Origin of the sequence: Lentibacillus kimchii (assembly GCF_042666895.1) — a bacterium.
GTDB classification, from domain to species: Bacteria; Bacillota; Bacilli; order Bacillales; family Amphibacillaceae; genus Lentibacillus; species Lentibacillus kimchii.
In genome coordinates this window covers 1-15,173 of the sequence record NZ_JBHTGR010000008.1, presented here as the reverse complement: position 1 = coordinate 15,173, position 15,173 = coordinate 1, and the positions used below count along the sequence as shown (strand labels likewise).

General features: G+C 45.0%; 14 protein-coding genes, 1 rRNA gene and 1 other annotated feature. Of the genes, 1 reads left to right on the top strand and 14 read right to left on the bottom strand.

Features of this window, described 5'->3' with window-relative positions:
- Positions 1-110 precede the first annotated feature (110 nt).
- The 12 genes from ACFQU8_RS05230 to ACFQU8_RS05175 all read right to left on the bottom strand — a co-directional run bounded on the left by ACFQU8_RS05230 (position 111) and on the right by ACFQU8_RS05175 (position 13,326).
- Positions 111-620, bottom strand: coding sequence for an NYN domain-containing protein (locus ACFQU8_RS05230; protein ID WP_382358144.1), 510 nt, complete (start codon positions 618-620; stop codon positions 111-113).
- Between the two features lie 2 nt (positions 621-622).
- Positions 623-1,366, bottom strand: a complete 744-nt coding sequence (gene rlmB, locus ACFQU8_RS05225) for a 23S rRNA (guanosine(2251)-2'-O)-methyltransferase RlmB (protein ID WP_382358143.1) — start codon at positions 1,364-1,366, stop codon at positions 623-625.
- On the bottom strand, positions 1,326-1,763 hold the full coding sequence (locus ACFQU8_RS05220) for a Mini-ribonuclease 3 (protein WP_382358142.1): 438 nt from the start codon (positions 1,761-1,763) through the stop codon (positions 1,326-1,328). Before ACFQU8_RS05220 ends, rlmB begins: the two co-directional genes overlap by 41 nt.
- Positions 1,756-3,165: a cysteine--tRNA ligase gene (gene cysS / locus ACFQU8_RS05215; RefSeq protein ID WP_382358141.1), complete on the bottom strand. Its 1,410-nt coding sequence runs from the start codon at positions 3,163-3,165 to the stop codon at positions 1,756-1,758. Before cysS ends, ACFQU8_RS05220 begins: the two co-directional genes overlap by 8 nt.
- Positions 3,166-3,171: 6 nt before the next feature.
- Positions 3,172-3,819, bottom strand: a complete 648-nt coding sequence (cysE, locus tag ACFQU8_RS05210; RefSeq protein WP_382358140.1) for a serine O-acetyltransferase — start codon at positions 3,817-3,819, stop codon at positions 3,172-3,174.
- Between the two features lie 98 nt (positions 3,820-3,917).
- Positions 3,918-4,135, bottom strand: a binding site (T-box leader).
- Positions 4,136-4,216: 81 nt separating this feature from the next.
- A complete protein-coding gene (gene gltX / locus ACFQU8_RS05205; protein WP_382358139.1) occupies positions 4,217-5,686 on the bottom strand; it encodes a glutamate--tRNA ligase in 1,470 nt (489 codons plus the stop codon).
- Between the two features lie 188 nt (positions 5,687-5,874).
- Positions 5,875-6,996, bottom strand: coding sequence for a PIN/TRAM domain-containing protein (locus ACFQU8_RS05200; RefSeq protein WP_382358138.1), 1,122 nt, complete (start codon positions 6,994-6,996; stop codon positions 5,875-5,877).
- Between the two features lie 227 nt (positions 6,997-7,223).
- Positions 7,224-8,597, bottom strand: a complete 1,374-nt coding sequence (gene radA / locus ACFQU8_RS05195) for a DNA repair protein RadA (protein WP_382358137.1) — start codon at positions 8,595-8,597, stop codon at positions 7,224-7,226.
- 209 nt (positions 8,598-8,806) lie between these two features.
- Positions 8,807-11,236, bottom strand: coding sequence for an ATP-dependent Clp protease ATP-binding subunit (locus ACFQU8_RS05190; RefSeq protein WP_382358136.1), 2,430 nt, complete (start codon positions 11,234-11,236; stop codon positions 8,807-8,809).
- Between the two features lie 17 nt (positions 11,237-11,253).
- Entirely contained in the window at positions 11,254-12,318 is a 1,065-nt protein-coding gene (locus ACFQU8_RS05185) for a protein arginine kinase (protein ID WP_382358135.1), read from the bottom strand.
- Positions 12,315-12,842: a UvrB/UvrC motif-containing protein gene (locus ACFQU8_RS05180; protein WP_382358134.1), complete on the bottom strand. Its 528-nt coding sequence runs from the start codon at positions 12,840-12,842 to the stop codon at positions 12,315-12,317. Before ACFQU8_RS05180 ends, ACFQU8_RS05185 begins: the two co-directional genes overlap by 4 nt.
- A gap of 16 nt (positions 12,843-12,858) precedes the next feature.
- On the bottom strand, positions 12,859-13,326 hold the full coding sequence (locus ACFQU8_RS05175) for a CtsR family transcriptional regulator (protein WP_382358133.1): 468 nt from the start codon (positions 13,324-13,326) through the stop codon (positions 12,859-12,861).
- Positions 13,327-13,489: 163 nt separating this feature from the next.
- Between ACFQU8_RS05175 and ACFQU8_RS05170 the strand changes: the two genes are divergently transcribed.
- Entirely contained in the window at positions 13,490-13,672 is a 183-nt protein-coding gene (locus ACFQU8_RS05170; protein WP_382358132.1) for a hypothetical protein, read from the top strand.
- A 246-nt stretch (positions 13,673-13,918) separates the two neighbouring features.
- Here ACFQU8_RS05170 and ACFQU8_RS05165 read toward each other — a convergent pair whose 3' ends face one another.
- On the bottom strand, positions 13,919-14,617 hold the full coding sequence (locus ACFQU8_RS05165; protein ID WP_382358131.1) for an MgtC/SapB family protein: 699 nt from the start codon (positions 14,615-14,617) through the stop codon (positions 13,919-13,921).
- Between the two features lie 255 nt (positions 14,618-14,872).
- Positions 14,873-14,988: ribosomal RNA gene (gene rrf, locus ACFQU8_RS05160) — 5S ribosomal RNA — on the bottom strand.
- Positions 14,989-15,173 lie beyond the last annotated feature (185 nt).

The window sequence follows — 15,173 nt, the reverse complement described above, 5'->3', positions numbered from 1 at the left end:
CCTAATAGTCAACATAGAATCCATAGAATCGCTGCTGTTTAGCTTTTCCCATGTAAATCTGCAGCTGGGGCCGGCGACTATTTCGCGAGACACAGCACAGCTTGCGGACGTCACGTATCTCCCCGCCGCCACTTTTCAAATGTTTCCAAAACATCCTGATTGAGAGGGATTTTAATTTGCGGCCGTTTGTCTTGCTGGTGTTCGATCTGCTGCTCTATTTCCTGGTCAATATCACTCAATTCGATATAGAGTTCCCTCGCAGATTTTCTCAAAGCTCCACGTCCAAAAACCGTCCGCTGTTCGGCATAATCTGAGGTAGCAACATAAACGTGATTAATAACGTTTTTAAGGTCTGTCACAATTCGCTCGATGCATTCATCAGCTGTTTCATTTTCCTTCGTGTAAATGATTTCAATCTCATAGCTGTTCAGTTTGCTCGCGAGCCCTTTCACATAATAGGCATCAAATACAACAATTACCCGCATACCAGTGTATGCTTTATAGTCAGCGAGAAGTTCAATCAGCCTGTCACGTGCTTGTCCTATATCCTGCAGCTTTAACTGCTTTAATTCCTCCCACGCGCCAATGATATTATAGCCATCCACTACTAAAACATCCATGACTAAACACCCGCTGGAAACCTTTTGCGATAAACCTCGTACAATAAAAGACTGCACGCTACCGAAGCATTCAGTGACGACACGTGACCCTGCATCGGAAGGCTCACCGTCCAGTCACACTTATCTTTTACAAGCCGGCTCATTCCTTTGCCTTCATTACCGATAACAAGGGCAATCGGCAAACAGCCGTCCAGCATCCGGTAGTCTTCATGGCCATTCGCCTCTGTGCCAACAACCCAGGTATTTCGCTTTTTCAATTCGTCCAGTGTGCTGGCAATATTCGTTACACGGGCAACCGGGATATGCTCCACAGCTCCAGCCGCTGTTTTAGCGACTGCTGCAGTCAGTCCAACAGAACGGTGCTTCGGAATAATCACACCATGCGCACCAGTAGCGTCAGCTGTCCGCAAAATAGCGCCCAGGTTATGCGGGTCTTCCAGCTGGTCTAAAACAATTAAAAAGGGATCTTCGTGTCTTCTCTCAGCTTCGTCCAGTAAATCGTCCAGCTCCGCATAAGCATGAGCCGCCACATAGGCGATAACACCCTGATGGCTGCCGGATGCCAGCTGATCCAATTTCTTTTTAGGTGTCTTTTGCAGAACGGTTCCTGCCTCTTTGCTCATATGCTGCAGTTTTGTGATAAAGGACCGGTTCAACTGTTCCGATACAAGGACTTTGTTGACGGACCGACCGGATTCCAATGCTTCAATAACCGGATTCTTGCCTATAATGATTTCCTGTTCCATTGTCAGATTTCCTCCCTTCAATAAAAGCTACAGCCTTTTCCAGCAGTTCAGTTAAGCGGTCCTGGTTCCCCTGCAGATAATGGTAGCCAATCAACGCCTCAAAAGCTGTACTATAACGATACGTCTGGACATTTGTATGTTTAGGAATCGTCCCGGATTTGGCATTGCGCCCCCGGGACGTAACCGCCTCTTCTTCACGACTCAATTCACCTGTTTCCAGCCAATGACGAATGACAGCTGCCTGTGCTTTTGCTGACACAAAAGTAACCGCTTCTTTATGAAGCTGATTCGGTTTGACTTGCCCGGCTTCTAACAAATGCTCTCGTATATGGACTTCGAAAACCGCATCCCCCATATAGGCAAGCGCCAGGCTTTTCATCTGTTTAGCATCAGGCATCATGGTCTGCTCGCTTCCACCGGGTTCCCTGAGGCGTATCCTCAAGTATAATGTCCTTCGCTTTCAGCTGATCCCGTATGACATCTGCCCGGGTGAAATCACGGTTTCGCCTGGCCTCTGAGCGTTCATTCAGCAGTGCCTCAATATCCGCATCAAGCAGCTGATTTTCTTCCTCCAGCTGGATGCCCAAAACATCCAAAATAGTTGTAATACCTGTCTGGAACGCTTCAATCACGTCGTGTGCTGTATGTTTTTCCTCCAGATAACGGTTAGCCTCTTTCGTAAGATCAAATAGGACTGCAATCGCATTTGCTGTATTGAAGTCGTCATCCATTGCTTTTTCAAACGTCTGGTTCAAATCATTTATCAGTGTGAACCATTCAGCAGAATGCTCCAGATTCATACTTGATTGTTTCCGGTGCTCCAAATTGTCATAGGCATTTTTAATCCTGTCAAGACTGTTTTTTGCACTGTGAAGCAGTTCATCACTAAAATTAATCGGATTGCGATAATGAACACTCAGCATGAAAAACCGGATAACCTGCGGATCGTGCTGAGCAATCATGTCTTTGGTCAGCACAAAGTTGCCCAGTGATTTGGACATTTTTTCATTGTCAATATTAATATACCCATTGTGCATCCAGTAATGAGCAAACGTTTCGTCATTCATAGCCTCTGACTGAGCGATTTCATTTTCATGGTGCGGAAATGCCAGATCCTGCCCCCCCGCATGAATATCAATGGTTTCACCGAGGTATTTTTCAGCCATAGCTGAGCATTCAATATGCCACCCGGGACGTCCCTGGCCCCACGGCGAATCCCAGGCAATTTCACCGTCTTTTGCTTGTTTCCAGAGAGCGAAGTCCAGCGGGTTTTCTTTTTTCTCACCAACCTGGATGCGGGCACCCGATCGCAATTCATCAATCGACTGATGCGAAAGTTTACCATAATCAGCAAACGAACGCGGTTTAAAGTAAACATCACCATCGACTTCATAAGCGTAGCCTTTATCAATAAGACCGCTGATAAAATGAATAATGTCATCCATCGTTTCTGTCACACGCGGATTGTAAGTTGCCTGTTTAACCCCGAGAGCCTCAATATCCGCCAGGTAGGCATCAATGAACCTATTGGCCACATCCGGCACTTGCTCATTCCGCTCGTTCGCAGCATTGATGATTTTATCGTCAACATCTGTAAAATTCAGCACGTATGTTACATCATAGCCTTTATATTCAAAGTAGCGTCTGACCGTATCAAATACAATCGCTGGCCGGGCATTGCCGATGTGAATATAATTATAGACGGTCGGGCCACAAACATACATGCGTACGCTGTCAGTTTCAATTGGCTTAAAAAGCTCTTTTTCCTGTGTCAGCGTATTATAAATGGTGATGGCCATTATACGTCACTTCCTTCCCTTTAATTGTTCAATTTCTTCTTTCAGCATATCAATTTCCTGCTGCAGTTTATCACAGCGATCGGATACAGGATCAGGGAGTTTTTGGTGGTCCAGATTCTTCTTCACCTTTTCACCATTTTGGACGACAACACGGCCAGGGACACCGACGACAGTCGAATGGTCAGGAACATCTTGCAAAACAATCGAACCGGCGCCGACTTTCGCACTGTTGCCGATAGTGATATTGCCAAGCACCCTGGCTCCCGTAGTGATCATTGCATTATCTTTAATAGTTGGATGCCGTTTCCCCTTTTCTTTGCCTGTGCCGCCCAGTGTCACACCCTGAAACAAGGTGACATTATCGCCAATTTCACTCGTTTCACCAATAACAATGCCCATTCCGTGATCAATAAACAGCTTCCGGCCAATTTTTGCGCCCGGGTGAATTTCAATTCCCGTCAGAAAACGACTGATCTGGGAAATCACCCGTGCGATGAAAAACAAGCGGTGATTAAAGAAAAAATGTGCTAGACGATGGAACCATATCGCGTGCAGCCCGGCGTAAGTGAGAAACACTTCGATATAAGACTTTGCTGCCGGGTCCTGATCAAAGACAGCATTCATATCTTCCTTCATACGCTTGAACAGCCCCATTTTACGGGTCCCCCCTATCTCATAATTGATTAAGCAAGCCGCCTGCAAAGAGCACCCTGATTGTTTCATAAAAAATAAGCGTCTTAGTGTATAGACTACACAGAGACGCTTAAAACGCGGTTCCACTCTGCTTGGAAAATGATACATATCTCCCAGCTTAGGCTCTGTTAACGGCAGAGTGCCGCCGTTATATACTCTCGTTCCATAACGGGCTCCAGGGTGCATTTCAAAGCGATGCTTAGAATCATTTACAGCCGGTGATGACTCTCTCTGCATAAGCATGGCCGCTTTTACTTCTCCCTGTCAACGCTTTTTATTTGAAATTAGCAAAACAATGGCAGTTGCGGACTTTCGTTGTGTCTTCACTATATGATATTTCAGACCAAATGTGAACTGATTAGGCTCCCAGCTGTTTTAACAGGTTATCCAGGCGTTGTACGACCGTATCCTTGCCTAAAAGCTCAATTGCAAGCGGCAGTTCCGGTCCGTGCGTCTGTCCGCTTGTCGCCACACGAATCGGCATGAACAGCCGTTTACCCCGATGGCCTGTCTCTTTTTGGGTTGCTTTAATCTGCTGCTGAATCGTGTCTTTCTCAAAGGTATCAAGATTAATCACCTTATCCGTGAACACCTGGAGAACTTCCGGCGCCTGTTCCTGCCGCAGCACCTCCATAGCTGTATCATCATAACTGACGGACCCTCTGAAAAATAAATCCGTTAAGTCAACAATTTCCGCGCCGTACTGGAGCTGCTTTTGATACAGAGCAATTAATTTCTCTGCCCATTGCCGTGTCTCCTCATCCATCCTTTCCGGCAGACAACCGGCTTCAATCAGATACGGCAGCGTCAATTCAATGATCCTGTCTGTATCGGCATTCTTAATGTATTGGTTATTCATCCATTTCAGTTTATCCTGATCAAAAACGGCTGGAGAAGTTGACAGTCGTTCTGGATCAAAGATGTCAATCAGCTGATCTTTAGTGAATATCTCTTCTTCACCTTCAGGGGACCAGCCCAGCAAGGTAATGAAATTAAACAGCGCTTCAGGCAAGTAACCCATATTGTAATACTGTTCAATAAACTGCATAATATGCTCATCACGCTTGCTCAATTTTTTATGCTGTTCATTCATGATCAAAGTCATATGGCCAAATTTTGGCGGTTCCCAGCCAAATGCTTCATAGATCATCAGCTGCTTAGGCGTGTTGGAAATATGCTCCTCACCCCGCAGCACATCAGTGATTCCCATGAGATGATCGTCAATTGCCACCGCAAAGTTATAAGTTGGTGTTCCATTTTTCTTAACGATGACCCAGTCGCCAAAATCACTTGATTCAAACGAAATATTGCCTCGCACAATATCCATGAATGTATACGTCTGCTGATCAGGAACCCGCAGCCGGATGCTTGGCTCACGGCCCTCCTGTTCATATTGAGCCTTCTGTTCGTCTGTTAAATCACGATGGGCTCCAGAGTATTTCGGGACTTCCCCTCTGGCACGCTGCCCTTCGCGTTCCTGCTCCAATTCTTCTTCAGTCATATAGCATTTATAAGCCAGTCCTCTTTCAAGCAGCTCATCAACATATTTCTGATAGATATCCAGACGATCCATCTGCCGGTAGGGTCCATAATCACCACCGGCATCGGGACCTTCATCCCAATCAATACCGAGCCATTTCAAATAAGTCATCTGACTTTTTTCACCATCGGCAACATTCCGTTTTTCATCTGTATCTTCTACCCGAATGATGAACGTCCCGTCAAAATGCCGGGCATATAGATAATTGAATAGTGCTGTGCGCGCGTTTCCAATATGCAGATTCCCCGTCGGGCTGGGTGCATATCGTACACGGACCTGATTTGCCATGCTGGTGCTCATCCCTTCTGTGAATAATTTGATTTATGATTCCAGATTGAGGATAGGACTTCCTCCGCTATCTTAATATGATTCGTCTTTAAGATTGATAACTATTGTGAAGTCCTGCCCTCACGGACTATAAAAAGTGATAACGTCCAAGTTATCACTTTTTATTCTCTCTATACGTTATACCGTTTTTACTGCGCTTTTTCAAGTAATTTAGGCTTGGCAAAGATCATTCTGCCCGCTGATGTCTGCAGGACGCTCGTTATCAGCACCTCAATTTTCTTGCCAATATGACCATGGCCATCCTCAACAACGATCATCGTACCATCATCAAGATAGGCGACACCCTGATTATGTTCTTTGCCGTCCTTAATCACGTGCACCGTTAATTCCTCACCCGGAAGAACAACGGGCTTAACCGCGTTCGCCAAATCATTAATGTTTAAGACAGGCACTTCCTGCAAATCGCAGACTTTATTTAAGTTGAAATCGTTCGTAACAACAATGCCGTCCATGACTTTAGCCAGTTTAATCAGCTTGCTGTCCACTTCAGGAATATCCTCAAAATCACCTTCATAGATCTCTACCGGTACCGGTAATTCCTTTTGAATTTTGTTCAGAATATCCAGTCCGCGGCGGCCACGATTTCGTTTCAGTACATCGGATGAGTCAGCAATATGCTGCAGTTCACCCAAAACAAATTGCGGAATAACAATCGTTCCTTCCAGAAAACTGGTCTGGCAAATATCAGCGATCCGCCCATCAATAATAACGCTGGTATCCAGAATTTTGACTTTAGGCCCTCTCGCGTTTTTCGCGGGTGCTGCATCACTTTCAGCTGCGTTATTCTCAGACTCAGAACCGCGCTTTTTCTCACGGTCTTTACGGTTTAGCAGATTCATAAGTTCGTCACGGCGGCGAAAGCCTACCTGAAACCCTAAATAACCCAGTAAAATTGTGATAAATAGCGGCAAAACCTGTGACACGATATAGATATTAATTTTTGCCAGTGGAATAGTAACCAAATAAGCGATCACCAAACCGCCAATCAAACCTAAACCGCCGAATAACAAATCACCAACGGGCACTTTGATCAGCGCCTCTTCCACCCAGCGTAAAAATCCGACAATATAACCTGCTATAAAATAAGACAGGATAAATAAAATTATTGCACCTGCAGCCATGCCTATATATGGGGATGCAACCCATGTTTCATCCGTGAAATCCAATAAATGAACTATATCCGGAATATACAAAAATCCAATGGTACCGCCACTTATGATAAAAAATAAATGAACAACCTTTTTTAGCACCACTGTTCACCTCCTGTCATTTATTATTGCCTACTTTCGCTAAAATAATCGTCCTATGGTGAATAAAATATATAATGTCATATAAAGTTTATCATAGTTAAATTTGTCAGTCAATTAAATAGCATAATATTATAGTATATTTAATATCAGGTGTCAAACCATGTATTCATACTACATAATGGAAAAAACTGTATAAGTCCTAAAAAATCATTGTGAGCTATTATCACTTAATGTTCTATCCCAGCCTCTAAAGCTTCCTGCACGGAGTTAACCCCCACAATTTCAACCGAATCAGGCGGTGTCCAGCCCTCCAGATTATTCTGCGGACAGATAACACGTTTAAAACCCAGTTTAGCCGCTTCCTGAACGCGCTGCTCTACCCGGGACACCCTTCTTATCTCCCCAGTCAAACCAACCTCTCCAATAATGATGTCTTCTGGTTTTGTCGGCTGATTTCTAAAACTTGAAGCGATACTGACAGCTACAGCCAAATCAATCGCGGGTTCATCAAGCTTAACCCCGCCTGCCACTTTAATATAAGCATCCTGATTTTGCAGCATCATTCCGACGCGTTTTTCCAAAACGGCCATCAATAGCGGCACCCGATTCGTGTCAATGCCGGTAGCCATTCGCCTTGGATTGCCGAAACTGGTCGCTGATATCAATGCCTGTATCTCGACAAGTACAGGACGCGTTCCCTCCATCGATGCAACAACGGTTGAACCGGCAGCTCCCTGCGACCGCTCCTCTAAAAAGATTTCCGACGGATTCATGACTTCGCGCAAGCCCTCTTCTTTCATTTCAAATATACCCATTTCATGCGTACTGCCAAAGCGGTTTTTCACACTGCGCAAAATGCGATACGTATGGTGCTGCTCACCTTCAAAATAAAGAACGGCATCCACCATATGTTCCAGCATCCGCGGCCCGGCAATCGCACCTTCTTTGGTAACATGACCAACAATGAAAATCGGAATGCCTTTTGATTTAGCAATACGCATGAGTTCGCTGGTGCTGTCACGCACTTGCGAAACACTCCCTGGCGCACTTGTTACTTCTTCACGATAAGTTGTCTGGATCGAATCAATGATAACAAGCGCAGGATTCGTCTGCTCAATGTGATAAACAATGTCCCTTAAATTCGTTTCAGCTAACACATACAATAATTCCGTATTGATGCCGAGACGATCAGCCCGCAGTTTTGTCTGCCGGACAGACTCTTCACCGGAAATATATAAAACAGGCAGCTGCTGATCAGCCAACTGCGCAGAAATCTGCAGCAGCAGCGTCGATTTGCCAATGCCCGGATCCCCTCCAATAAGAGCCAGAGAGCCGGGAACAATCCCGCCGCCGAGAACACGGTTAAACTCCTCCATGGCAATCGTCATGCGAGGCTCCTTCTGCATTTCCACTGCTGTAATGCTCTCCGGATGCTGGGTGGCTTGATGATCCCTGCCTATCGTATGTCCGCGCGACGCAGAAGATGCCTCAAGCTCTTCGACAAGCGAATTCCAGCTGCCGCATTCGGGGCATTTCCCCATCCATTTGGGAGATTCATAACCACATTCCTGACAAACGTAAGTCGTTTTGCGTTTAGCCACTAATATCCTTCCCCTTCGTATCCTCTAGTATAAACGAATGAGCCCAAATGTTAATTACACCCGTCTATCAAATATATAGAGTCTGTTCCATAATTATTCCATACATGCCATTGTACCATTTGCCCAAGCTGGATGCGTGAAGCAAAAAGCTGAAAGGTAAAGGCCTTTCAGCTTTTTTATGACACACATATGATTCATAGCATTACTTTTTAAGTTAAAACTGTAAATTCGCCTTTATTATTCAGGCCGACTTTGACTTTTTCACCTTTTTTAAAGCTCTCTTTTAATAACTCTTCAGAAAGCAGATCCTCAACGTTTTTCTGAATAGACCGGCGCAGAGGCCGTGCACCATATTCCGGATCAAATCCTTCGTTGGCGATTTTCTCCACTGCTTTATCCGTCAGGGAAAATTCGATGTCCTGTTCCTTCAAACGTTCTTGCAGCTGTTTCACCATCAGATTAACAATATATTTCATATGTTTTCTTTCCAGAGAGTGGAACACAATGGTTTCATCAATCCGGTTCAGGAATTCAGGCCGGAAGGATTTTTTCAGGGCATCGGTCACTTTCGTTTTCATGTTCTGATAATCCTGCTCTTCGTTATCCAAAGTGAAACCGACGTATTTATTCCGTCTTAGTTCATCAGCCCCGACGTTCGACGTCATAATAAGAACTGTATTGCGGAAGTCAATAACACGGCCTTTCGCATCCGTCAGGCGGCCGTCTTCCAGCACTTGCAGTAAAATATTAAAGACCTCTGGATGCGCTTTTTCCACCTCATCCAGCAAGACGACCGAATAAGGTTTTGTCCGTACCTTCTCAGTCAATTGGCCGCCTTCCTCATAACCGACATAGCCGGGCGGCGAACCTACCAAGCGCGATGTAGAATGTCTTTCCATGTACTCAGACATATCAAGACGGATCATCGATTCCTCATCAGCAAACATGGCTTCAGCCAGCGCTCTGGCAAGCTCTGTCTTTCCAACACCAGTCGGGCCAAGGAATATGAATGAGCCAATTGGACGCTTCGGATCCTTCAATCCAGCACGAGCTCGGCGAATCGCTTTAGCAACCGCATTAACAGCCTCTTCTTGACCGATAACCCGATTATGCAAGGTATCCTCCAGGTTCAGCAGCCGCTCACTTTCGTCTTTTGTCATCGTTTCAACCGGCACACCCGTCCAAACGGAAACAACTCTTGCAATATCCTCCATCACGACTTCTGTATCTTCCTGCCCCTGTTTCTCCATCCATTCATTTTTGGTCTCATCGACTTCTTCGCGCAGACGCTGCTCAGAATCACGCAATGAAGCAGCCCGTTCAAATTCCTGACCCTGCACAGCAGATTCTTTTTCAGTCCGCACGTCCTCAAGCTTTTGTTCCAGTTCTTTTAAATTGGATGGTACTGTATAGGAACGCAGGCGCACTTTTGAACCTGCTTCATCAATCAGATCGATCGCTTTATCAGGAAGGAAGCGGTCAGTTATATACCGGTCGGATAAATTGGCTGCCGCTTCGATAGCATCATCGGTGATCGTTACACGGTGATGGGCTTCATAGCGGTCACGCAGTCCTTTTAAGATCTGAGTTGTTTCATTCAAGGTTGGCTCATCAACTTGTACGGGCTGGAACCGGCGTTCAAGGGCAGCATCTTTTTCAATATATTTCCGGTACTCATCAAGTGTCGTTGCCCCAATGCATTGCAAATCACCCCGAGAAAGAGCCGGTTTCAAAATATTGGAGGCGTCAATTGCGCCTTCCGCACCACCTGCACCAATCAGTGTATGGAGTTCATCAATAAACAATATGACGTTGCCTGCCTGTCTTATTTCCTCCATCACTTTTTTAAGCCGGTCTTCAAATTCACCGCGGTATTTCGTTCCGGCAACAACGGTCCCCATGTCAAGTGTCATCACACGTTTGCCACGCAATATCTCCGGTACTTCATGATTGACAATTTCTTGGGCAAGTCCTTCTGCTACCGCCGTTTTACCGACACCGGATTCACCGATCAGGACGGGATTATTTTTCGTCCGACGGCTTAAGACCTCAACAACCCGCTGAATTTCCGTGCTGCGGCCGATTACTGGATCGACATCACCGCTTTTGGCACTCTCAGTTAAATCACGTGCCAATGAGTCAAGTGTTGGTGTGCTGGCATTCGATGACTGAGCACCGCGTCCCTGCCGTCCTGCCTGTGACTCATTGCTTCCCAGAAGCTGAAGCACTTGCTGGCGGGACTTATTAAGACTTACGCCCAGATTGTTCAGGACGCGTGCAGCCACACCTTCACCTTCACGAATCAGACCAAGCAAAATATGTTCTGTTCCTACATAAGAGTGACCCAGTTTGCGTGCTTCATCCTGTGACAATTCCACAACCTTTTTAGCACGCGGTGTATAATGAATCGTCTGCATTGGCTGACTGCCTGTGCCGATGAGTTTCTCCACTTCCTCCTGAACCTTCGTTACTTCCACTTCAAGCGACTCAAGGGCCTTAGCCGCGATGCCACTGCCTTCGCGGACGAGTCCCAATAAAATATGTTCTGTGCCGATGTTATTATGTCCAAGTCTGACGGCCTCTTCCTGAGATAAGGCCAGTACCTTTTGTGCACGCTCAGTAAAACGTCCAAACATCATATCATTTTTCCTCCTCGCTACACTTCTAATTGTATGCGTTCCCGAATGAGCGATGCCCGTAACACATCCCGTTCACTCGGCGTCAGATTTTTTTCGGCGTATTGCTGCAGAAATCCGGGCTGTGTCAGAATCATTAATTCATTTAATATCGTACGGGAAACATTTTCAATAATCCCCAAATCAATGCCGAGACGGGTGTCTGATAAACATTGAGCAGCCTCCTTCGACTCAATAATCCGACTGTAGGCTAATATACCATATGAACGATAAATCTGGTCCTCAAGTTGTGTACCTGATTCTTTCATGGTGTAGTGCCGCGCCTTTCGCTCATGTTCGATCAGTTCACTGACAACACTCTGCAAATCTGCGACAATATCTTCTTCTGATTTCCCAAGCGTTATCTGATTGGAGATTTGAAAAATATTGCCAGTCGTTTCACTGCCTTCTCCGTAAATTCCGCGAATGACCAGGCCCAGCTGATTAATAGCCGGCACCATGCGGTTGAGCTGATTCGTCAGCGAGAGAGCAGGCAGATGCATCATAACCGATGCTCGCATCCCGGTCCCAACATTGGTCGGACAGCCTGTTAGATAGCCGTGTTTTTCATCATAAGCATAATCAATCTTTTCCTCAAGCCAATCATCCAGTTCAGACACTTTTGTAAGAACATGATTCAGCTGAAATCCAGGTGAATAAAGTTGTATGCGCAGATGATCTTCTTCATTCACCATAATGGATACCTGCTCATTTTTAGAAATAAGCACAGCCGATGCCTGATTTTGTTTGGCTAAATGCGGACTGATCAGATGCTTTTCAACCAGGACACGTCGTTCGGTCGATGACAAGTCTTCAATAGGCATAAAAGCAAAGTCATGGTAATCCTGAAATGACTGGTTCTCATATTCCCGCTGGATAAAATCACTGATATGCGTCAAATCATCTTCATCGGCCATAATCGGAAATGTATACTGAGCAAAGTTCCGGGCCAGCCTGATTCGTGTACTCAGAATAATATCACTGTCAGGACCATCCTCACGCATCCATGGACTGATTGCCTCATTCATAAACTGCTGCAGTGTCACGCATCATCACCCCGCGTTTGTGCCTCTAATTCCTTAATTTTATCCCGGACTTCAGCCGCTTCCTCAAATGCCTCATTTTGAATTAAGCGCTGCAACTCTTCTTTGTAAGCATCAACTTCTTTTTTAATACGGATTGTCCCGCCAATACGTGCCGGAATTTTTCCGTGATGTGTCGTGTTACCGCCGTGAACCCTGCGGAAAATAGGATCCAGATGCTCCGAAAAAGTTTCATAACATGCTGGACAGCCAAACTTCCCAACTCGTTTAAATTGTGAAAGCTTCATTCCGCATTGTGAGCACTGCGTTTCCTCTGTCTGTGAATCGGATGCCGTTTGGATATTGTCATAAGTGGTGCCGAATAATCCGGATAATAAATGATGCAGTGAATACCCCTCGTCAGGATAGCTCATATAGCCCTTTTCAATGGCACAGATTTCACAGACATAGACATCCGTTTTCTCGCCATTAATAACCTGGCTGAAACGGAGTGTCGCCGGACGATTGTGGCATTCCTGGCACTCCATATGGTGTCCTCCTCACTTATTTGTTTAGATACTTAAGCGTTGCAAGCATTGAGCTCAAAAGGCGTGCACGCACCTCATCCCGCACAGGCAGCTGAAAGGCAATCGTCTCCCGCTTTATAGCACTTAGCATAATGTTGGCCTCGCGCTGTGTTACCAGTTCTTCTTCAAGCAGACGCTCCAAAACATCCACTGCTGCCTGCTGAGAAACAGTCGGGTTAATCATTCCAATAATATCATCGATTAATTCCGCTTTGTCCTGATGCTTAACACGCTTGATCCGAATATAGCCGCCACCGCCACGCTTGCTTTCCACACTATACCCTTTTTCCATCGTAAAACGGGTTTTAATCACATAATTAATTTGTGACGGAACACACTGAAATTCTTCAGCAAGTTCACTCCGTTTAATATCAACCACATCTTTACCTGCCGTCTCCAATATTTGTTTCAAATGCTGTTCGATGATATCCGAAATGTTACGCATTGACCCTTCTCCTCTCATCTTATGACTCATCGTTTACCGGTTTGATAAGATTTGAATTGGTATGATTTTGACTTTGACTAACTTTGACTATACATCCATTATACGATATGTGCACAGAGATGCAAGAGATAGCCTACCCTTATTTTAGACAATGACAACTAAAATGAAACACTGGATAAACGAAGAAGTCAAACAGGCCTTTTTCTATCTCACACTAGTTACGAAAGTGTCTATTGAGAAAGAAACATCAGCCACAGATAGAGGTTTCATACGTATAAAGAATCCTCCCGGGGCATTAATTAAACTGAAGAAGCGGCTGGGACAAAAATACGAACTGCTTGCGTGACTGAACCGCTCCGGAAAATGACATCTTCTCCGCGGGCGGCTCATGACCCTCATCAAGCTGGCGAGCTCCGGGGTCTCACCTATCCTATGCTCCCGCAGGCGTCTCCGTTTTTTCCTCGGCTGAATCGGAGCATTGTTCGACGCTTGAGTTAGTCGTTTTCGTTATGTCCCAGCCTCTTTTAATCATCTCGTATATGATATCATACCGGCTTACAGAGATTAAAATCTGCCGTTCAAATATGAGCGGTCAGCGTCGTTCAGATATACTTTTAACATAGGCAAGTTTCGAAATTTCTTCAAACAAAGCAAGTTGTTCCATATATTGTTTCTCCGATTCGATTTTCACAACAATATGACGGACATCGTCAGAAATCCGCTCTATTTCCACGTGTTTTATCGTAAGTGAGTAGGATTCAAAAATTGAAACAACATGATTAATTTGCAATCCTGGAAGCGCCGCAATTTCAATTAAATAAGAATAGTGCCGCTGAAAGCGTTTTTCAAATTTATTTAGAAATATCAGACTCAATAAAATAATCAGTGTTGTGAACACGGCAGCGAAGTACATACCAGCACCCACAACCAAGCCCAGACCAGCAACTGTCCAAATCGAGGCGGCTGTTGTTAATCCTCTGATCGTCGAGCCATGCACAATAATGGTTCCTGCACCTAAAAATCCAATACCGCTAATAACATAGGAAGGAATACGTGCTGGATCAAACCGTATATTACCGTCAGCACCAATGAATCTGTCAAATCCATATATAGATAAAAGCATCATAAGACACGCACCGACTCCGACCAATATATGTGTCCGGAAACCGGCTGACTGATTTTTTAATTCCCTTTCAAACCCGATTAAACCGGATAAAACTAAGGCACTTAAAAGACGTATCATAAGAGTTGCCAAATCACCTTCAACAAATTCATCCAGAAAGCTTATCATACTCGATCATTCCCTTTACAGAAATTAATAGTATACTGCCATTCACAAAAGCAGATATAAAACTGTGATATACCGCAGTGCTAACAGAATATTAAAAAGGCATAGTTATAAGGGGATATGATTATATTATATGTAACGTCATTTGCATTCATTTCAGCAGTAAGCATGGCTGTAAAATCAGCAGTTCGTGAGATAAAGCTAAATTTAACCTAAAAATAAAAGAGCTGATCCATTAAAGGTCAGCCCTTTTGTATTGCCTGGCAGCATCCTACTCTTGCAGGGGTCAAACCCCAACTACCATCGGCGCTGGAGAGCTTAACTGCTGTGTTCGGCATGGAAACAGGTGTGTCCTCTCCGCTATCGCCACCAGACCTTATGCTATTTTTTATCCTAATGAAGCACAGAAACCATTATAAGCATTTTTAATTCAAAATGCAAGAGGTTTTTTAAAGCTTTGCACCCTGAAAACTAAATAAGAGAACCATCAAGCTGCATCCTGTTAGTTAAGTCCTCGATCGATTAGTATCCGTCAGCTTCACGTGTCGCCACGCTTCCA